This is a genomic window from Massiliimicrobium timonense (assembly GCF_002160865.1).
In the GTDB taxonomy this organism is placed as follows: Bacteria; Bacillota_I; Bacilli_A; order Erysipelotrichales; family Coprobacillaceae; genus Allocoprobacillus.
Window position 1 is genome coordinate 84,897 of sequence record NZ_NFLJ01000001.1, and the last position, 21,067, is coordinate 105,963.

The following is a 21,067-nucleotide window of genomic DNA, read 5'->3' on the forward strand; positions in this document are numbered from 1 at the left end:
GAGAAAAAATGGAAGAACGTGGAATTAAGAAAAGATCATTAACAAAAGAAATGAAACAATCCTTTATCAATTATGCCATGTCAGTTATTGTTCAAAGAGCTTTACCAGATGTGAGAGATGGATTAAAGCCTGTTCAAAGAAGAATTGTGCATGGAATGAATGAACTTGGATGTTATAGTGATAAACCATATAAGAAATCAGCGCGTATTGTTGGGGAGGTTATGGGGAAATACCATCCTCATGGTGACTCTTCAATCTATGAAGCTTTAGTTCGTATGGCACAGGATTTCAGTTATCGTTATATGTTAGTAGACGGTCATGGAAACTTTGGTTCTATTGATGGTGATGGCGCTGCGGCACAACGTTATACTGAAGCCAGAATGTCTAAGATTTCTATGGAAATGGTGAGAGATATTAATAAAGATACAGTCAATTTTATTCCTAACTATGATGGTGAAGAATCAGAACCAGAAGTTATGCCATCACGTTTCCCTAATTTATTAGTCAATGGGACAACAGGAATTGCAGTTGGTATGGCTACAAATATTCCACCTCATAATTTAGGTGAAGTCATTGATGCCATATCGGCTGTTTCTCATAATCCTGATATTACGATTCTAGAATTAATGGAAAATTATATTCAGGGACCTGATTTTCCAACAGGAGCTTATATCTTAGGTAAATCAGCGATTAAAAAAGCTTATGAAACTGGTAATGGCTTAATTGTCATGAGAGCGAAAACGGATATTATTGATATTCATGGTGGTAAAAAAGCTATTGTTGTTACTGAAATACCATATATGGTCAATAAAGCTCGTTTAATTGAAAAAATGGCTGAACATGTTAAAGAAAAACGTATTGAAGGTATTACAGAAATACGTGATGAATCTAACCGTGAAGGTATTCGTATTATGATTGAACTTCGTAAAGATGTTCAACCAGAAGTCATTTTAAATCAGTTATTTAAATTAACAGCTTTACAGACAACTTTTGGTGTAAATTCTATTGCCTTAGTGAATAACCAACCTCAAACTTTAAATCTAAAACAAATGATTACTTACTATCTTGATCATCAAGAAGAAGTGATTAGAAGAAGAACAGCTTATGATTTAAAGAAAGCTGAAGATCGTGCTCATATTTTAGATGGTTTAAAAAGAGCATTAGATCAGATTGATGCTATTATTGAACTCATTCGTTCATCACGAACAACAGAAATTATTCAACAGAGATTGATGGATGAATTTGATATGTCTGATCGACAAGCAAAAGCAATCAGAGAAATGCAGCTTCAAAGATTAGCTGGTTTGGAAAGAGAAAAGATTGAAAATGAATTAAATCAATTATTAGAATTGATTGCTGATTTAAAAGATATTCTTGCAAAAAGAGAAAGAATATTAGAAATTATTGAAAAAGAATTATTAGAAATTAAAGCTAAATTTGCTGATAAGAGAAGAACTGAAATTATTCAAGGAACATTTGATTTAGAAGATGAAGATTTAATTCCAGTCGAAGATGTGATTATTTCTTTAACTTCTAATGGATATGTCAAACGTATGCCTGTTGATACTTATAAAACACAAAATAGAGGTGGTAGAGGTATCAAAGGTATGGGAACCAATGAGGATGATATTGTGGATGCTCTTATTCATATGAGTACTCATGATGATTTATTATTCTTTACAAACTTTGGTAAAGTCTATCGTTTAAAAGGATATAATATTCCTGAATTTGGTAGAACTGCTAAAGGATTACCTGTTGTTAATTTATTAAATCTAGATAAAGATGAAAGTGTTAAATCTATGATTTCTATTGATAAAGATGATATTGATGAAGATAAGAATCTATATCTATTCTTTGTGACATTAAATGGTTTAGTTAAGAAAACTTCTATTGAAGAATTTAAAAATATTAGACAGTCTGGTAAGATTGCGATTAATTTAAAAGATGAAGATCAGTTGGTTGCTGTGAAATTAACAAAAGAAAATGAAGAAATTCTTGTTGCAGCATCTAATGGAAAATTAATTAGATTTAATGAAAATGATGTCAGACCAATGGGTAGAACAGCATCTGGTGTCAAAGGTATTAATGTAGATGGTAGTCATGTTGTGGGTATGACAACAAACGGAGAAGGACAATATATTATGGCTATTAGTGAAAATGGTTATGGTAAGATGTCTCCAATAGAAGATTACCGTGAATCACATCGTGGTGGTAAAGGTGTAAAAACAATTAATACGACTGAAAAGACAGGACAATTGGTAGCTTTAAGAGCTGTTAATGGTGATGAAGATTTATTAATCATGACAAGTGAAGGTATTATGATTAGACTTCCAATGGAACAAGTAAAATTGGCTGGAAGAAATACTCAAGGTGTCAGATTGATTAAAGTTGCTGAAGGATCAATTGTTTCAAGTGTAGAAGTTGTTGATAAATCTGAAGAAGAAACTGAAGATAATGAAGAAGAATAGTATGTCGTAGGACATACTATTCTCTTATGGGGAAGGAAAAAATGAGAAAACTCAATAAAAAACATGTTATGATAACATTCATTCCTATCATTGTTATGATTGTTTTGATTTTTTGGTTTGTGTTTAGAAAAACAGAAACATTAGAATTAATAGGAAATGAAAAAGAAGTTTTCATGCTAAATTCTATTTATGAAGAAAAGGGAACAAATCTTGAAGATGTAGAAATGATTGGGAATGTTGATACATCTCAAGAAGGACAATATGAAATTAAATATCAATACAAAAATCAGACTGTTAAACGTCTTGTTGAAGTCTTAAATAATAAACAAATCGTTATGAATTTAAATGGATCTCAGGATACTTATGTTTTAAAAGGACAGAAGTATATAGAATCAGGATGTCATGTTATTGATTAAAATGAAGGTAATCTGACTGATCAAGTTAAAATCACAGGAAAAGTTGATACTCAAAAGGTTGGCGATTATGAGATTATATATTCTGTTCAAAATAAAGAAGGTATCTATTGTTCTAAGAAACGAATCGTACATGTTGTCAATGAATTTGAAAAAAATAGTCATGGGATACCTGTTTTAATGTATCATTATGTCTATACTCCAGATGATTTACCAAAAACGATAAATACAAATTATATTCTTGATTCAAAATTAGAAGAACAATTAAAATATTTAAAAGAACAAGATTTTTATTTTCCATCATATCAGGAATTATCAGCTTATATAAAAGGTGAAATTGATTTGCCAAAGAAAAGTGTTATTTTAACCTTTGATGATGGACAAAAAGGATTTTTAAAGTATGGTATTCCATTATTAGAAAAATATCAGATTCCAGCAACTTCGTTTATTATTGTATCCCAAAATGGAAAAGAAAAAGTAAAAAAATATGCCAGTGAGTATATTACTTTTCAATCTCATTCGTATGATATGCATAAAGGTGGAGGAAATATTGGACATGGTGGTATTATCAGTGCTTTAAATATGGAACAAATTAAAGAAGATTTATTAAAAGCTCAAAATATTGTTGAAAATACAGAAGCTTTTGCTTATCCATATGGAGATGTCACAGTACAAGGACAACAAGCTATTCAAGAAGCTGAAATTTTATGTGCTTTTACAACAGAGTATGGAAAAGTAAAAAAAGGTCAGGATCCAACAAAATTACCACGAGTACGTGTACTTGGTGAATCATCATTGCAATCATATATAGCATCATTAGGAATGTAAAAAAGATTTCTACTTCAATTATGTAGAAATCTTTTTTTAGAATGATGTTCAAATAATGTGTATTGAATTATTTGTTTTTATAATTTTTAATAGCTTCTTTAAATTTATTTAAAAAAGCATCTTCACCTAAAGTGTTGATTTTAAAAAACATAGCTTGACTTCCACCGGAACTTATAGCAGTGACCTGAATATGATTTTGATATTCTGTTATAGTAATAGACAAGCTTAATCGGTTTCCGCCTGTATAACTATATCTCTCTAATATTAAAATACCAACATGAACATCGTGTATATCATAATAATGTTCATCTTCTATTGAAGCTGAAAAACTTGAATTTATTAATTCATTTTTTAAAAACTGACAGAAATGATTGAAAGAACCATGAAGTTCACAAGAATATTTAGCCATGATCATACCTCCTTATTTATAGATTATCATGAAGTTTTGAAAATCATGTGTATTTTATATGTTCATATCATTTCAACAATATTTGACAAATATCTTGATCTTTTCTACAATGTTTGTAAGTAGGTGAAATGAATGAAAAAAATACAAATCAGTCAAACTTTAAAAAATATTATTGTTATTGTTGTGATAGCAGTTGTTTTCTTTTTTGTTGGAAAAGTATGGCCAAGTGGTGAAGAACCAACAGCTATAACAAGTGATTTATTGTCACAACAAATTCAAGGTATTAGCGAACTAGCAAGTGTAGAATATAATTATACTAATATGGGAAAATATGAAAATCAGGCGACTTTTTATGGTTGGAAAGTCCCTTTTACAACAAAGAGTTTTATTTTATCTTATGATGGAAAAATAAAAGCAGGAATAGATATGAGCTTAGTAGAAGTTCATATGAGTGGAAAGAATATCAATATTAGTATTCCTGAAGCTAAAATTCTTTCTCATGAGATAGATGAAAAAAGTATTGAAGTTTTTGATGAAACAAAGAATATTTTTAATCAAATTAGTATTACTGATTATAATCAATTTGCGATAGATCAAAAAGAAAGTATGGAAAATAAAGCAAAAGAGAAAGGATTATTAGAAGAAGCACAGAATAAAGCACAAGAAACGATTAAAACTTTTGTTGAATCTATGTGTTCTTCAGATGATGAATATAAAATTGAAATAAAGATGGCAGAATCTTAAGATGTTCTGCTTTTTTTGTTGAAATATGTAAAGTTTATAGTATAATGTTAGAAGTTTGGAGATAAGTGGGAGGTTATATATGAAATCAACACAAAGTGGTAAAAAACTAGCAAAGAAAATGATTATTGCTTTAATTTGTGGTTTGGTTGCTGGATTAGGTTGTATCTTATTAAGAGAAAACTTATTAGCAAGTGGACAGGAATCTTTATGGAATACTATTAATAATGTATTATTCCAAGATATTACTGCTGAAGGAGCTAATAATGCAATCGGAATATTTTACATTGTAGGTCAACTCTTTGTTAATGCATTACAGTTAATTATTATACCTATGGTTTTTGTTTCTATTATATTAGCTATATGTGTTATTACTGATACAAAGAAATTAGGAAGAATTTCATCTAAAACAATAGGAACATTCCTTATAACAACAGTATGTGCTTTAATATGGGCTGGTATTATTGGTTCTATTGTTTACAAATTAGGAGCCTTTAATGCTGTTCATGCTGATAATCTCGTGATACAGGAAGGAACTGTTGGATCTAATCCATTAAATATCATTGTTTCAGTCATTCCTAATAATTTAATTAATGCTTTTACAAATAATGGGAATGTTTTAGCAGTTGTTTTCTTAGCAGTTGCAATAGGTTTAGCAATGAATCAATTAAAAGATAAAACAAAAACATTAAAGAAACTATTAATTGAATGTAGTGATATTATTTCTGTATGTTTATCATTTGTTATTACAAAATGTGCACCTTATGCCATCTTTTGTTTATTGACAAGGACATTTGCTATTTATGGAATAGATTATTTATTACCTGCATTAGCGTATGTATTAACAGTTATTTTTGCTTTAATTGTTTATTTATTTATAGCTTATCCTATTTATTTAATGGTTATGGGAAAAATGAATCCAAAACCATTTATGAGAAAAATACCTAAAGTTGCATTGTTTGGTTTTTCAACTTCATCAAGTGCTGCTACATTACCTATCAATAAAGAAACAACAGTTAATGAATTAGGTGTCAGTGAAGAAATTGCTTCATTTGTTCTTCCTTTAGGAATGACAGTTAATATGGATGGTACAGCTATTATGCAAGTTATTGCCGCTATATTTATTGCAGCAAGTTCTGGATATGATGTTACAATTACATCTATGGCTGTCATTGCTTTTCTTGCTTTAATTGCTTCAGTTGGAACACCTGCAGCACCTGGAGCAGGAGCAGTTATTTTATTTACTATCTTAACAGGTATGGGGTATACAAATGATGGTGCATTACTTGCTTACTCTTTAATTTTAGCAATCAACAGACCAATTGAAATGCTTGTCACATCTTTAAATGTTGTTGGTGATTCAGCAACTTCTGTTATTGTTGGTAAAAAAGAAAATATGTTAGATGAAGATATTTATCATAGTTAAGTAGACTCAAATTGAGTTTACTTTTTTAATCATTATATTTGCTTAAAGTAAATATCAAAAATAAATCTACACTTTCTAGATAATATAGAACCTCATTTTTAATATTGATATAATGCAGATGGAACAGCAATAACGGTAGGTGGTTATGCCTTAGTCGTGGGACGAAGGCACGTGATCCTTCGTTGACATAGATATCCATTTAATAGATGGAAATATGAAAAACGGAGGTGATACACATGACATCTTATGAGATGGTCATGATAATGTTAGGCATACTGACATTTATCATGACAATGATAAGTGTTATAGTGAAATTACTTCTTATTATTATTGATAAGAGTACAAAAAAATAACTACCTCGTGCTTCGGATAAATTGAGGTAGCTATTTTCTCAAACAAATCTAAGGCATAACCGTTTATCGGCTGTTCCTTTTTCAATTACATTATAGTTTATGTGATTTGATAAGTCAATATACAAATAAATTATGTTTGCCTAAAGTAAATATCAAAATTAAATCTACAATCTCTAGATAATATAGAACCTCATTTTTAATATTGATATAATGCATATGGAACAGTAATAACGGTAGGTGGTTATGCCTTAGTCGTGGGACGAAGGCACGTAATTCTTCGTTGACATAGATATCCATCAAGAGATGGAAATATGAAAGACGGAGGTGATGGACATGACATCTTATGAGATGGTCATGATGGTGTTAGGAATACTAACATTTATTATGACTGTAATAAGTGTGATTGTGAAATTGCTTCTTATCATTATCGATAAGGATAATAAAGCAAAAAAAATAACTACCTCTTGCACTGGAAAATTGAGGTAGTTATTTCTCCTTAATTTAATCTAGGGCATAACCGTTTATCGGCTGTTCCTTTTTCAATTACATTATAGTTTATGTGATTTGATAAGTCAATATACAAATAAATTATGTTTGCTTAAAGTAAATATCAAAATTAAATCTACAATCTCTAGAGAGTATAGAATCTCTTTTTTGATATTGATATAATGCAAATGGAACAGTAATAACGGTAGGTGGTTATGCCCTTGTCGTGAGACGAAGGCACGTAATTCTTCGTTGACATAGATATCCATTCAATAGATGGAAATATGAAAGACGGAGGTGATGCACATGACATCTTATGAGATAGTCATGATAATGTTAGGAATACTAACATTTATTGTGACTTTAATAAGTGTGATTGTGAAATTGCTTCTTATTATTATTGATAAGAGTGTAAAAAAATAACTACCTCTGGCTCTGGTAAAGTTGAGATAGTTATTTCCAACCAAATCTAGGGCATAACCGTTTATCGGCTGTTCCTTTTTCAATTACATTATAGTTTATGTCATTTTAGATGTCAATATACGAATAAATATATCTATTTATATGAATATTTAATAATGTTATAATATATTTAAAAAGTAGAGGTGTTTTAAAGATGAAATGCATAATAAGAAAATGGAAAAGAGAAGATGCCGAAGATTTATATCAGAATATTAATGATCTAAGAATTTTAAATAATTTAACAGATCGTATACCTTATCCTTATCATTTAAAAGATGCCTATGATTATATAGAAGCTATGTTATCTGCTGATGAAAATAAAATCTTTGCTTTTGCAATAGAATATGAAGGAAAGGTTGTTGGAAGTATTTCAATTTTAAGACAAGATGACATTTATCGTAGAAGTGGAGAGATTGGATATTATTTAGGCTATAAATATTGGGGCAAAGGAATTATGAGTGAAGCTGTGAAACAGACATGTCAATATGTTTTTGAACATAGTGATATAGAGAGAATTTTTGCGGCTCCTTTTGATTATAACCCAGCCTCACAAAGAGTCTTAGAAAAATGTGGTTTTGAACGAGAAGGTATTTTACGTAAGAATGGCTTTAAAAATGGTGAGTTTCATGACATGATAATGTATTCTTTGATTAAATAATTATTGAAATTATCAAGTCTTATGCTATAATCAGTATATCAAATCGTTGCATTGGATAAGTAAATGTGAAATCATGATAGAGAGCTGATGGTTGGTGTAAATCAGTATGAGGAAGCATTGAAATCTACCAATAAGAGGAGCTAATCCCTCCCGGTTGAACCGTTATCTCATAAAAGTTATCAGTCTGATAAGAAATAGGGTGGCACCACGATATATTCGTCCCTTGTAAAAGGTGCTTTTTATTTTATTGGAAAAGGAGAATGAAAAATGATTGATATAGCAATACTTAGAGAAAATCCAGAAGCAGTAAAAGAAAATATGCGTAAGAAATTTCAACATGATCGTTTGCATTTGGTTGATGAAGCTTATGCATTGGATAAGGAATATCGTGAAGCTTTGACAAAAGCGAGTGAGCTTCGTGCTATGCGTAATTCATTGTCTAAAGAAATTGGACAATTTATGCGTGAAGGTAAAAAAGATTTAGCTGAAGAAAATAAAAGAAAAGTCAGTGAAATGGCAGATACTTTAAAAGAATTAGAAGCAAAAGAAATAGAATTAGGTCCAAAATTAAAAGAAGTGATGATGAAAATTCCTAACTTTATTGATGATAGTGTACCTATTGGAAAAGATGACAGTGAAAACGTTGAAATTCAAAAATATGGAGATCCTGTTGTTCCTGATTATGAAATCCCATATCATGCGGATATTATTACAAAATTAAAAGGATTAGATAAAGAAGCAAGTGGAAGAACAAGTGGTAATGGTTTCTATTATTTGATGGGAGATATTGCCAGACTTTCTTCAGCAATGTTATCTTATGCCAGAGATTTTATGATTGATAAGGGATTTACTTATTGTATTCCTCCATTTATGATTAGAAGTGATGTTGTGACTGGTGTTATGTCATTTGAAGAAATGGATGCTATGATGTATAAAATTGAAGGTGAAGATTTATACTTGATTGGAACAAGTGAACATAGTATGATTGGTAAATTTAAAGATCAGATTGTTAAAGAAGAAGAATTACCAATTACATTAACTTCATATTCTCCATGCTTTAGAAAAGAAGTTGGGGCTCATGGTATTGAAGAACGTGGTATTTATCGTGTACATCAATTTGAAAAACAGGAAATGGTTGTTTTATGTAAACCAGAAGAAGCTATGGAATGGTATGATAAAATGTGGTCATATACTGTTGAATTATTTAGAAGTTTAGATATACCTGTAAGAACACTAGAATGTTGTAGTGGTGATTTAGCTGACTTAAAAGTGAAATCTTGTGATGTAGAAGCATGGTCACCAAGACAGAAGAAATATTTCGAAGTCGGTTCTTGTTCTACATTAGGAGATGCACAAGCTAGACGTTTAGGTATTCGTACAAAAGGTGAAAGAGGAACATATTATGTTGCTACTCTTAACAACACTGTTTTAGCAAGTACACGTGCATTAATTGCATTTATTGAAAATAATTATAATGAAGATGGAAGTATTTCTATTCCTGAAGTATTAAGACCATATATGGGAGGAAAAGAAAAAATCGGTTAAGACAAAAATCTTAACCTTTTTTTATACTTAATTTTTGAATATGTTGAATCAAAGGAAAATATTCATTAACAAGGGAAACAAACTTTCCAACAGTGAGTGCTGAAACAACAGTGCCTAAACCAACCCCTTGTAAAGAATGGAAAAAGAAAAATGAACATAAACTGGCAATAATAATCAAAGTGATATCAAAACATATTTTGACCATACCAAAATCTTTATGTGTCACATCACTGATTGCTTTGACAATACCTTCTCCTGGAACCATAATGACATTAGGAGCAACTTCAATACTGATTCCAAATGCTAAAATTATACAACCTATAATCAGGCTTATAATACGTATAAGTAATGTTTCTGGTTGAAACCAGCTCATCAAATACATACTTATATCAATAAAACTACTAAAGATAATATTCGCAAGAATTTGTAAGAATTGGATAGGTTGAAAATCTTTTTTTAATATGATAATTTGAATGATAATAAAAATCATATTAAAAATGAAAGTCATCATACCAAAACTAATATGTGTAAAATAAAGACTAAAAACATAAGGAACACTTGATATTTGTGAAGTTCCCAGAGCACTTTTGGTAATAAAAGCAATACCAAATGAGTTAATAAAAAGACCTAATAAAAAATAAAAATATCTTAAAATTGTTTTATTCATCATATTCCTCCCTCAAATTATCAAGTACTTGATTCAATATCTGATTCACTTCTTTTTGATTTAAAGATTGATAAGCTATCTGATCAACTTCATAACATATTCTTTTGACTTCTATTGCTTTTTCTTTGCCCAATTCAGTCAGAAAAATGAGTACTGATCTTTTATCATTTAATTGATTTTGACGATAAATCAATTGCTGTGTTTCCATCTTTTGAATAAGACTTGTCATAGTTGACTTATCTAAGACACAAGTTTGACCTATTTCTTTAGGGGTTTGCCCATCTTTTTCATAAAGACATTCAAGAATTTTAGGTTGACCGGGATAAAGCCCAATGTTTGATGTTTTTTGTGTCATCAGTTTATGACTATAATGAAAACATTTTAATAATAAAAAGTGTATCTCATGATTTAACATATTTTTCACCTCATTTAGTTTGAAATCAAACTAAATTATAATTTATAAAGATGATTTGTCAAGTGACTTTGTACACATAAATTTCATATTTTTTCCACTTGATATTCACATGGTTTTGTTAGAATCTTCTCGAAAAAGGAGGTTGTGTATGAAAAATATTCTTGAATTTTTAGAACAATCATCACAAAAATATTTTACAAAAATAGCTTTTAGTGATGATAAAAATGAAATAACATATGGTCAATGTGTTGAAAATGCTCAAAGAATAGGAACAAATTTATCATCATTGCAGATACGTAGACAACCTATAGCAGTAATGATGGATAAAAATGTAGAAAGTTTAACAGCATTCTTTGGCGTTGTTTATAGTGGAAACTTTTATGTAGTGATTGATATACATATGCCAGATGATCGTATTCAATCTATATTTGAAACTTTACATCCAATAGCTTTGATTACGGAAAAACAATATGAGCATAAAGCACAAAATTTACATCCTCAAGTTTTTATTTATGAAAATATGATTCCAACAGAAATAAATCATCAAAAATTAAATGAAATCAGAAATCAAATGATTGATACTGATCCACTTTATGCTTTATTCACTTCTGGTTCTACAGGTGTTCCTAAAGGTGCAGTTGTATCACATCGTAATGTTATGAATTATGCCTCGTGGTTTAAAGAAACGTTTGATATTCATGAAGATACACAATTTGGAAGTCAGACACCATTTTATTTTAGTATGTCTGTTTCAGATGTATTTAGTACGATTATGGCTGGAGCTTCACTTCATATATTGCCTAAAAAATTGTTTTCTTTCCCTGTAAAGCTCATTGAATATATGAATGAAAAACAAGTCAATACTATTTACTGGGTTCCTTCAGCATTAGGAATTATAGCGAATATGAAAGTATTGGATTATATAAAATTAAATGATGTTCAAAAGGTTTTATTCGCTGGTGAAGTTATGCCAACTAAACATCTCAATTATTGGAAGAAACATCTTCCTCATGCTTTGTATGCGAATTTATTTGGACCAACAGAAACGACTGATATTTGTACATATTATATTGTTGATAGAGAATTTGAAGATGATGAAGTTTTACCGATTGGCAAAGCTTGTCAAAACTGTGATGTTTTCTTATTAGATGAAAAGAATCAAGAAGTCATAGATGATCGTGAAGGAGAACTTTGTGTTAGGGGATCGTTTTTAGCATTAGGTTATTACAACAATCCAGAAAAGACACAAGAAGTTTTTGTTCAAAATCCATTAAATCAAGCATATCCTGAAATCATTTATCGTACAGGAGATTTGGTGAAATATAATGAACGTGGTGAATTAATTTATATCACACGTAAAGATTTTCAGATTAAACATATGGGATATCGTATTGAACTAGGTGAAATTGAAGCAGCAGTTTATGCTTTATCAAAGATTCAAAGTTGTGCAGTTATTTATGATGAAAAAGAAGATAAGATTATTTTGATATATAGTGGTAAAATAACAGATCAAGAGATTATGGAAGGAATATCTCATAAATTACCACAATATATGTATCCTAATAAGATGATTCAGTTAAAGGTTATGCCTTTAAATCAAAATGGGAAAATAGATAGAAAATGGTTAAAAAATCATTATCATGAGGAGGAAAAATAAATGAATGAATTATTAGATATTTTAAAAGATTTAAAACCGGGTGTTGATTTTGAAAATGAAAAGAATTTAATTGATGATAGAATTTTAGATTCTTTGGATGTTATGAATTTAACGGTTGAACTCAATGATGAATTTGATATTGAAATTACACCTTTAGATATATTACCTGAAAACTTTCAATCAATAGAAACAATCTATCAGTTAATTACTCGTTTACAGGAAGATAATTAATGGCATATACAACATATATATATTTATTACTTTTTTTAGGAAGCACATTTTTACTTTATACAGTGTTTCCTAAAAAATATAAATGGATTGTTTTATTATCAGCAAGTTATCTTTATTACATTCTTGCAAGTCGTGTATGGATGATTATTTTTATATTACTGACAACTATTTCTATATACATAGGTGCTATATGGTTAGATAAAATTAATGATATATTTGTATCAGTCAAAAAGTCTTTAGATCGACAACAAAGAAAAGAATTAAAAGAGAAAATATTATGGCAAAAGAAATGTGTTGTTGTGTTTATATTGTTCATAAATCTAGGATTACTGATTTTCTTAAAATATTCAAACTTCTTAATAAGTTTACTTAATATCAGTATTTTAGAACAATTTCAAATTTCCATTCCACTCATTAAATTATTTTTACCACTAGGAATATCTTTTTACACATTACAAGCCATAAGTTATATAGTAGATGTTTATCGTGGGAAATATCATGCAGATGAATGTTTATCAAGAGTCGCTTTATACTTAGCGTTCTTTCCAACAATCGTAGAAGGACCTATAACAAGATATAACGAAGTAGCATATCAACTATATGAAGGTCATTCTTTTGATTATAAAAATTTTACTTTTGGATTACAGCTTATTTTATGGGGAATGTTTAAAAAGATTGTTATTGCTGATCGAGCAAATATGCTCGTTAATTATGTCTTTGATGATTATTTAAAGTTTTCAGGTTTAAGTGTAGTGATTGCGATTATTTTTTATACAATTCAATTATATACAGAGTTTTCCGGATGTATGGATATTGTTAGAGGAAGTGCTCAACTATTTAGTATTAGACTACCAGATAATTTTAGACAGCCATTCTTTGCGAAAAGTATCAATGAATTTTGGCAACGTTGGCATATAACATTAGGTTCATGGTTAAGAGATTATGTTTTTTATAGTGTATCTTTATCAGCACCATTTAAAAGATGGAGTCAGTTTGTTAAAAAACATGGCAATGAATATGTCAGTAAACTTTTACCAGCTTCAACAGCTTTATTTTTTGTTTGGATATGTAATGGATTATGGCATGGTGCCAGTATAAAATATGTAATGTATGGAATGTATTATTATCTATTGATGATGCTAGGTATGTATTTAGAACCTGTTTTTATGAAAATAAAAAATGCTTTCCATATTCAAAATCAAAATAAGTTTTTTCAAATCTTTTCTATTATAAGAACTATTTTGATTGTTAATATTGGTATGCTTATATTTAGAGCTGATACTTTATCTTCAGCATGGCATATGCTTGTATCTTGTTTTCAAGGCACAATGGATATTCCTTACATGGGACTAGCATTGAAAGATATGATGATAGTGATTATGGGTGTTATCATTGTTTATATCATGAGTTTATTGAAGGAAAAAAATATATCTGTAAGAGAACATATTGCAAAGTGGCATATTGTACCACGTTGGACTTTTTATTTAACTGGATTGATGATTGTTGTGATTTTTGGTGCCTATGGTAGAGGCTATGATATTGTTAGCTTTATCTATGCACAATTCTAGGAGGGATGAGGATGAATAAACAGAATATGAAAAATATTTTAAAAATGATGATTTTCTTATGTTTAGTGATTACTCTTTTACATCTTTCATCTCGTATTGTAGAACCTAAACAAAATACAAAAGAATCTGGTATAAAATATGAAAATGCAAGAGGATTTTATGGTGAAAGACAAAATTCTTTAGATATTATTGCGATTGGAAATAGTGATTTATATAATGCAATGAATCCTTTACAATTATGGCATGAACAAGGAATTCCTTCTTATGTCTGTGCTGAACCTAGTCAAAAAATTGTTGAAGCATATTCTTTATTGAAACAGACTTATTTGAATCAAACACCTCAATTAATTATATTAGAAGTAGATGAATTATTTACAAAGAGTGATGTTGATGATTTAGATATAAGTATCTCTGAAACTTTAAAAGAAATTTTTCCTGTTTTTGATTATCATAATCGTTGGAAAAATATTCAAAAGGATGATTTTATAAAAGAAAAAGTTTATAATCAAAAGATTTTGACAAAAGGCTATAAATACTATAATAATGTTCAATCTTATAAAGGTGGAAAATCATATTTAAAGAATAAAAAGAAAAGTTCTTTAACATATACAACACAATATTATCTTAATGAATTTATAAAATATGCCAAAAACAATGGCTCACAAGTTTTATTGATGTGTTGTCCTACAGCGAATACATGGACAATGGATAAACATCATACAATCCAAAAAATTGCTGATCAATATCAATTACAATTCTTAGATTTTAATATGTTATTAGATGATATTGATTTTGATTGGACTCATGATACAAGGGATGGTGGAAATCATCTTAATGATTTTGGAGCACAAAAAGTCACTCATTATTTAGGTAACTATTTAAAATTACAATATCATTTTCAAGATTATCGTACACATCAAGATTATCAAAACTGGAATCAAGATTATTTAGAATATCACCAAAAATTAAAGTATTATAAAGGAAAAAATGGTTTTATTGGAAAATAGAATTTTTTATTGATTTGTCTAAGAAATATGCTATAATATTTCTTGCCATTACAATAGGCGGCTTCGAACCATGTCAGGACCGGAAGGTAGCAGCATTAAGAATGTCCGTTTATGTGTAGTGGCTTTTTTCTAAGGGGTGAAAACAATGAGTGATGAAGAATATATGCAATTAGCTTATCAACAGGCTTGTTTTGCTAGAGATATGGATGAAGTTCCAATTGGTGCTATTATTGTTAAAGAAGGCGAGATTATTGCAACAGGGTATAATCGAAAAGAATCTCAGCATGATGTAACGGCACATGCAGAGATGATTGCTATAAGGAAGGCATGTCAAAAATTAAAGTCTTGGCATTTAGATGGATGTATCCTTTATTCTACTTTAGAACCATGCATTATGTGTAGTGGTGCTATCATTCAAAGTCGTATAGAAAAAGTTGTTTTTGCAGCCAAAGGACAACGTTGGCATGGTTTATCAACATTTTTGCAAAGTCATGAATTTAACCATCATCCTCAAATTGTTTCTGGTATTTTAGAGGAACAATGTTGTTTATTGTTATCACAATATTTTAAAGAAAAAAGAAAACATGATAAATCATAGATTATGAGAGATTTTCGTTTGGGAATCTCTTTTTTTGTTTTTAATAGGTCACATGATAAGTCATATCATGATTAAATTTATAAACATCGATTGATAATGTAGACTTTATTGTTCAGTCAATGAAGGGTATTAAAATATATGTTTTTTGGTCAATTATAGCTCCTTTTTATTATAAAACACCGTGAACGAAAAAGTCTACTTTATCGTTCATTATGCTTATTAAAGGAAGTGATCTTTATGTCTATGATTGATAAATATATGTATTTTACAGTATCTTTTCATCCATCACAAGATCAACAATATGATGGGGAATTAAATAGCCCTTTTTTAATGAGAAGTGTTACGTTTCATCATTTAACTGATCTCATATTGATGATGGATCAGATTATGGAATCTTGTCATATACCAGCTACTGATAATAGATATCGAACATTTAGAAGAAAACATAGTTTTTTGAATAAAGAATTAAAGTATCGACAAATAACATCAGAAAAATTTGAAGACTATCTTCAAGAATCTATGAAAGATTATAAAGAAAATGTTTTTCAAATTAAAGTGATGTACAGGCAGCATTATTCTTGGCAGGGAGAAATTGTATTTGAAAAAATGAATATAAGAAAGTTTTTTAGAAGTTCTTTAGAATTATTACATCTGATATATTCTACATTAGAAAAAATACATTGTTGAAATATATGAAGAAAATAAGTCATATTCAATTAAAGAATCCTTATTTAATGATAATTTTATTTTTAACTTTCTTTATTTTTACATTTATAGGTGCAGGAAATATTATAGTTGTTTCCTTTATGGGAATATGTCTATGTTTATTAGGGTTATTACAAGGTTCTGTGAAAGTAGATTTATGGATACTTATTCCATTAGTTCTATATAACCTTATAAGTCTTATTTCAGGATATAGAATTTATGGAAATACAATTACTGGTTTTTCATCTACACAATTTATTTTTCCTCTTATTTATTTACTTGTGAGTTATTTACAAAAGAATGAAAGATATATTCTTCAAATGTTATGTTCTCTTTGGGTAGGAATTATAGCTTTTCTTGGAATAGGTGAATTTGTTGTTGAAGCATTCTATGGAAATGCATCAAGAATATCTGGATTATTAGGAAATCCCAATGCAATGGGAGCTATTCTTATGATAGGATGGTTTTCTATAAAAAGTTGTTTATTCAAAATGGAAGATGGTCTGATTCTTAAACGAATTCTTTATTTTTTTGAATCTATTATACTTGTGGCATTATCTTTAACTTTATCTATTGGAAGTTTTGGAGCATTAGGAATAGGTGTTATAGGAATGACTTTATATGGAAAACAAAGTTTTTCTTACTTTTTAAAACAACTTTCCACTATTATTTTATCATTTGCATGTGGTTTACTTCTTTATATTGCAGGAAGTTATACAAATTGGTTTGGACTCGTTGTTGTGATTTTGATTTATATTTGTTTATTTTCTTGGTATAGAGAGAAACTCAACGAATGTTTATCAAAATATTCTGTATTACCTATTTTATTATGCTCAGTTGGAATCTTAGGATTGGGAATTTTAGTTATTTTAAGACCTAATGCATTTGCGACATTGAGCGAACGCTTAGCTATGATTAAAGATGGATTTCAATATTTATGGATTCACCCTATTTTAGGAATGGGACCATATCAGTGGAGAATTTATAATCTACATTCTGGAGGACAGTATTTTAATACTTGGCATATTCATAATATTTTTGTACATGTTGCTGTTGAATTAGGAATGATAGCATTCTTCATGTTATTGATTATTGTGGTTAGACATTTTATGAAAAAAGAAGATATGGCTCAACGAGGTGCTTTTATTGCAATATTGGTTCATAATCTTATGGATACGAGTTTCTTTTATATAGCAACTATCCCATTTTTAATCATGATTTCTCATCAAAATGATCATTATACTAAGAACTTAAATAAACTCACAACAAGAATAATCTTTTGTTTATTATTGTTTTTATTTAGTTCGAATCTTATGCAATGTTTTCTATAAGGCAGGTGAATGTTTTTGAAGAATAAATCATTACGATTCTTTTCTATATTCTTTCTTATCTTTTGTATTTTAACTGCTATAACATTTTATGGTGTTTATCTTAAAAAACAATCTCTGCCACCTTATATAGGAAAAGATTTAACAACAAAAGAAATGAACGAAGTTATCAAAAGAAATAGTCCATTAACATCATATGTTCATTTGACAGAAAATGCAGATTTTCCTCGTCAATCTAAAATAAAAAAGATTACCATACATCATATGGGTGCCAATTTAACTTTAGAGAAATTAGGTGAATCTTTTAGTAAGAGGGATAGACAAGCTTCATCTAATTATGCCATTGATGATCATGGAAACGTCGCTTTGTATGTAGAAGAAGAAAATCGTGCATGGACAAGTGCTAATGCTGATAATGATCATCAAGCCATAACAATCGAAGTTGCAAATGAAACGATAGGGGGTGATTGGAAAATCAGTAATCAGTCTTATCAAAAACTGATTGATTTATGTGTTGATATTTGTCAGCGTCATTCTATTGAAAAATTAGTTTATACTGGTGATAAAAACGGAAATCTAACCATGCATAAAATGTTTGATGCTGATACAATATGTCCCGGTCCTTATTTGGAAAGTAAAATGGCTGATATTGCTAAATCAGTCAATGAAAAATTAGAAAATGAAACGAAAGGATGAGTATAAAATGAATCATACTGAAAACTATAAGAAATATGCTTATCGTAGTCTTTTGATAATGATGCTAGGAGTTGTTTTCTTTATATTATTTGGGAGTCGATTAATTTCTCAAAATGTATATGCCTCATATGATCCAAGTAAAACTTATATTGACGCAGATATTTTAAAGTTCGAAAAAGTATGGCTGGAGGATCAGGAAGAAAATAGACCAAATGATATTAAATTTACAGTTAAACTTGCAAAACATGACAATAAACCTGATGAAATAAAAGAGATAGTTTTAGATAAAAATAATGGATGGAAATCTGAAATAATATGTAATAAAACAGATAGTAATCAATACGCAGGTTATTGGCCTGATACAATTAAAGAAATAGTAGTTGATGGATATGAGTATATGGGAGAATCTGAACCTATTATATCATACGAAGGACAAACAAAGATAGTAACTATTACACTGGAAAATAAAAAGCTTCCTACTGGTAATCTCATTGTATCAAAGGATGTTAATGGAAATAAGGGAGATACAAATAAAGATTTCCATTTTACAGTAACATTAAGTGATACGTCAATTAATGGAACATATGGTGACATGACATTTAATGATGGAGTAGCTACATTTACATTAAAAGATAATGAAAGTCTAACAGCAACATCACTTCCAACAGGAATCACTTATGAAGTTATTGAACAGGAAGCTAATCAAGATGGATATATCACAACATCTACTGGAACAACAGGTAAAATTCAAAAAGATGTGACATCAAAGGCTGAATTTGTAAATACAAAGAATGAATATGGAAGTTTAACAGTATCAAAGGATGTTAATGGAAATAAGGGAGATACAAATAAAGATTTCCATTTTACAGTAAAATTAAGTGATTCATCTATTAATGGAACATATGGAGATATGACATTTAAAAATGGTGTAGCAACCTTTACATTAAAGGATAATGAAAGCATAACAGCAACATCACTTCCAACAGGAATCACTTATCAGGTTATTGAACAGGAAGCCAATCAAAATGGGTATATAACAACATCTACAGGGACAACAGGTGAAATTCAAAAAAATGTGACATCAAAGGCTGAATTTATAAATACAAAGAATGAGTATGGAAGTTTAACAGTATCAAAGGACGTTAATGGAAATAAGGGAGATACAAATAAAGATTTCCATTTTACAGTAACATTAAGTGATACATCAATTAATGGAACATATGGAGATATGACATTTAAAGACGGTATAGCAACCTTTACATTAAAAGATAATGAAAGTCTAACAGCAACGTCACTTCCAACAGGAATCAGTTATAAAGTTATTGAACAGGAAGCTAATCAAGATGGATATATAACAACATCTATAAATGAGGAAGGTTATATTTTAAATAATCAAAATATAAAAGTTGATTTTGTTAATACTAAAGAAGTGGAACCACAAAGCTCTAATCAGACACCACCAGAAAATAATCATCAATCTCAACCCCAAACAGGTGATGATAGTGCATTGATGGTTTATATGTCTTTAGGTTTAATGAGTGGATTATCAGCTTTAGGATTAATTTTATTAAAGAAAAAAGCATAAATTATTGAGGGATTCTTTTGATGAAGAATCTCTTTTGTTATGGGGAAATGTTGTTTTATTATCAATAGTTCAATATTTTTTCATATAAATATGATAAAATATATATAGAGGTGATAAATATGGATCAACGTATGTTAACTGAGCAGTTTGATTATGAAAATTTTTTATTAAAAGTGCTAAGATGGGTATTTGTAGGGGTTGCTGTTACAGCAGTGACTTCTATTGTTGTGATATTATCTGGGGTAATTAATTATTTGATTGATTTTTATTTTCCAGTATTGTTTATTTCTGTTATTGTTGAAATTGCTTTTGTTTGGGTGATAGGTAAGAAACTTCAAAATCATGGAGATCAAGTTTCTTATGTCATGGCAAAGAGATATTTTATTCTTTATTCAATAGTTAATGGTGTGGTTTTTTCTTTTATTCTTTCAGTTATTTCTGTTTATATTACAGCATTAGCTTTTGCCTTAACATGTGCTTATTTTGGATTATTATATACTATTACAAAGTATACAAGTTCAGATTTCTCTTTTATAGCAAAAGTATGTGTTGCTGTTTTACCAATCTTAATTATTGGATATATCATTTTAATGTTTATTCAAGCACCTGCTCTTTATTATATTATTGTTTTGATTGATTTGGCTGTATTTACAGGAATAACGCTCTATGATTTAAAAAAAATTTCAACAGTTTATCATCAATCTTTGGAAAATCAAAGAGAAGGTTTAGCTTTAATGTGTGCTTTAAATCTGTATCTTGACTTTGTTAATATATTCATTGATATTTTAATGTTAATCAGTGATAATAATTAATTAAGGGTA

Annotated in this window: 21 protein-coding genes, 1 other RNA gene, 1 pseudogene and 1 other annotated feature; of the genes and pseudogenes, 20 read left to right on the plus strand and 3 right to left on the minus strand. The window is 29.1% G+C overall.

What is annotated here, in order from left to right; all coding sequences use genetic code 11:
* The first annotated feature begins 8 nt into the window (after nt 1-8).
* From gyrA to B5E75_RS00400, 4 genes and pseudogenes are all read left to right on the plus strand, one after another.
* Complete coding sequence (gene gyrA, locus B5E75_RS00385; protein ID WP_087356844.1) at nt 9-2,468, plus strand: DNA gyrase subunit A; 2,460 nt, start codon at nt 9-11, stop codon at nt 2,466-2,468.
* 41 nt (nt 2,469-2,509) lie between these two features.
* The gene (locus tag B5E75_RS00390) at nt 2,510-2,884 is read left to right on the plus strand and encodes an immunoglobulin-like domain-containing protein (protein ID WP_087356845.1); all 375 of its coding nucleotides are present in this window, start codon (nt 2,510-2,512) and stop codon (nt 2,882-2,884) included.
* A gap of 12 nt (nt 2,885-2,896) precedes the next feature.
* Nucleotides 2,897-3,007 (plus strand): annotated as a pseudogene (locus B5E75_RS15015) (immunoglobulin-like domain-containing protein); the annotation flags it as partial.
* Nucleotides 3,008-3,061: 54 nt separating this feature from the next.
* Entirely contained in the window at nt 3,062-3,709 is a 648-nt protein-coding gene (locus tag B5E75_RS00400) for a polysaccharide deacetylase family protein (RefSeq protein ID WP_087356846.1), read from the plus strand.
* A gap of 67 nt (nt 3,710-3,776) precedes the next feature.
* Here the strand turns inward: B5E75_RS00400 and B5E75_RS00405 are convergent, their stop codons facing one another.
* On the minus strand, nt 3,777-4,118 hold the full coding sequence (locus tag B5E75_RS00405) for a DUF6054 family protein (protein ID WP_087356847.1): 342 nt from the start codon (nt 4,116-4,118) through the stop codon (nt 3,777-3,779).
* A 132-nt stretch (nt 4,119-4,250) separates the two neighbouring features.
* Here B5E75_RS00405 and B5E75_RS00410 point away from each other — a divergent pair, with 132 nt between their 5' ends.
* From B5E75_RS00410 to serS, 5 genes are all read left to right on the plus strand, one after another.
* On the plus strand, nt 4,251-4,862 hold the full coding sequence (locus tag B5E75_RS00410) for a DUF4230 domain-containing protein (protein WP_087356848.1): 612 nt from the start codon (nt 4,251-4,253) through the stop codon (nt 4,860-4,862).
* 79 nt (nt 4,863-4,941) lie between these two features.
* Nucleotides 4,942-6,285, plus strand: coding sequence for a dicarboxylate/amino acid:cation symporter (locus B5E75_RS00415; protein ID WP_087356849.1), 1,344 nt, complete (start codon nt 4,942-4,944; stop codon nt 6,283-6,285).
* 1,145 nt (nt 6,286-7,430) lie between these two features.
* Nucleotides 7,431-7,547: a putative holin-like toxin gene (locus tag B5E75_RS14790; protein WP_275068672.1), complete on the plus strand. Its 117-nt coding sequence runs from the start codon at nt 7,431-7,433 to the stop codon at nt 7,545-7,547.
* 193 nt (nt 7,548-7,740) lie between these two features.
* Nucleotides 7,741-8,244 carry a GNAT family N-acetyltransferase gene (locus B5E75_RS00420; RefSeq protein WP_087356850.1) on the plus strand — a complete coding sequence of 168 codons (504 nt, stop codon included), beginning with the start codon at nt 7,741-7,743 and terminating at the stop codon, nt 8,242-8,244.
* 37 nt (nt 8,245-8,281) lie between these two features.
* Nucleotides 8,282-8,471: a binding site (T-box leader), on the plus strand.
* A gap of 40 nt (nt 8,472-8,511) precedes the next feature.
* Nucleotides 8,512-9,789 (plus strand): serine--tRNA ligase, encoded by a 1,278-nt coding sequence (gene serS / locus B5E75_RS00425; RefSeq protein WP_087356851.1) that lies wholly within the window; start codon nt 8,512-8,514, stop codon nt 9,787-9,789.
* A 10-nt stretch (nt 9,790-9,799) separates the two neighbouring features.
* On the opposite strand, the gene B5E75_RS00430 is transcribed toward serS, so the two are convergent.
* Both B5E75_RS00430 and B5E75_RS00435 read right to left on the minus strand, forming a co-directional pair.
* The gene (locus B5E75_RS00430) at nt 9,800-10,456 is read right to left on the minus strand and encodes a YczE/YyaS/YitT family protein (RefSeq protein ID WP_087356852.1); all 657 of its coding nucleotides are present in this window, start codon (nt 10,454-10,456) and stop codon (nt 9,800-9,802) included.
* Nucleotides 10,449-10,871, minus strand: a complete 423-nt coding sequence (locus tag B5E75_RS00435) for a MarR family winged helix-turn-helix transcriptional regulator (protein ID WP_087356853.1) — start codon at nt 10,869-10,871, stop codon at nt 10,449-10,451. Before B5E75_RS00435 ends, B5E75_RS00430 begins: the two co-directional genes overlap by 8 nt.
* Nucleotides 10,872-11,019: 148 nt before the next feature.
* On the opposite strand from B5E75_RS00435, the gene B5E75_RS00440 reads away from it, so the two are divergent.
* From B5E75_RS00440 to B5E75_RS00490, 11 genes are all read left to right on the plus strand, one after another.
* The gene (locus B5E75_RS00440) at nt 11,020-12,528 is read left to right on the plus strand and encodes an amino acid adenylation domain-containing protein (RefSeq protein WP_087356854.1); all 1,509 of its coding nucleotides are present in this window, start codon (nt 11,020-11,022) and stop codon (nt 12,526-12,528) included.
* Nucleotides 12,529-12,759: an acyl carrier protein gene (locus tag B5E75_RS00445; RefSeq protein WP_087356855.1), complete on the plus strand. Its 231-nt coding sequence runs from the start codon at nt 12,529-12,531 to the stop codon at nt 12,757-12,759. It abuts the gene before it with no gap.
* Complete coding sequence (locus B5E75_RS00450) at nt 12,759-14,327, plus strand: MBOAT family O-acyltransferase (protein WP_087356856.1); 1,569 nt, start codon at nt 12,759-12,761, stop codon at nt 14,325-14,327. The genes B5E75_RS00445 and B5E75_RS00450 overlap by 1 nt, the downstream gene beginning before the upstream one ends.
* Nucleotides 14,328-14,338: 11 nt before the next feature.
* Nucleotides 14,339-15,334 carry an SGNH/GDSL hydrolase family protein gene (locus B5E75_RS00455; protein ID WP_087356857.1) on the plus strand — a complete coding sequence of 332 codons (996 nt, stop codon included), beginning with the start codon at nt 14,339-14,341 and terminating at the stop codon, nt 15,332-15,334.
* Between the two features lie 41 nt (nt 15,335-15,375).
* Nucleotides 15,376-15,463, plus strand: an RNA gene (gene ffs, locus B5E75_RS00460) — signal recognition particle sRNA small type.
* Between the two features lie 16 nt (nt 15,464-15,479).
* Nucleotides 15,480-15,932, plus strand: coding sequence for a nucleoside deaminase (locus tag B5E75_RS00465; RefSeq protein WP_087356858.1), 453 nt, complete (start codon nt 15,480-15,482; stop codon nt 15,930-15,932).
* Between the two features lie 237 nt (nt 15,933-16,169).
* Complete coding sequence (locus tag B5E75_RS00470) at nt 16,170-16,619, plus strand: hypothetical protein (protein WP_087356859.1); 450 nt, start codon at nt 16,170-16,172, stop codon at nt 16,617-16,619.
* A gap of 5 nt (nt 16,620-16,624) precedes the next feature.
* The gene (locus B5E75_RS00475) at nt 16,625-17,968 is read left to right on the plus strand and encodes an O-antigen ligase family protein (RefSeq protein ID WP_143746933.1); all 1,344 of its coding nucleotides are present in this window, start codon (nt 16,625-16,627) and stop codon (nt 17,966-17,968) included.
* 15 nt (nt 17,969-17,983) lie between these two features.
* Nucleotides 17,984-18,661: a peptidoglycan recognition protein family protein gene (locus B5E75_RS00480; RefSeq protein WP_206413946.1), complete on the plus strand. Its 678-nt coding sequence runs from the start codon at nt 17,984-17,986 to the stop codon at nt 18,659-18,661.
* 7 nt (nt 18,662-18,668) lie between these two features.
* Nucleotides 18,669-20,246 carry a DUF7601 domain-containing protein gene (locus B5E75_RS00485; protein ID WP_087356861.1) on the plus strand — a complete coding sequence of 526 codons (1,578 nt, stop codon included), beginning with the start codon at nt 18,669-18,671 and terminating at the stop codon, nt 20,244-20,246.
* A 119-nt stretch (nt 20,247-20,365) separates the two neighbouring features.
* On the plus strand, nt 20,366-21,058 hold the full coding sequence (locus tag B5E75_RS00490; RefSeq protein ID WP_087356862.1) for a Bax inhibitor-1/YccA family protein: 693 nt from the start codon (nt 20,366-20,368) through the stop codon (nt 21,056-21,058).
* The last annotated feature ends 9 nt before the right edge of the window (nt 21,059-21,067 follow it).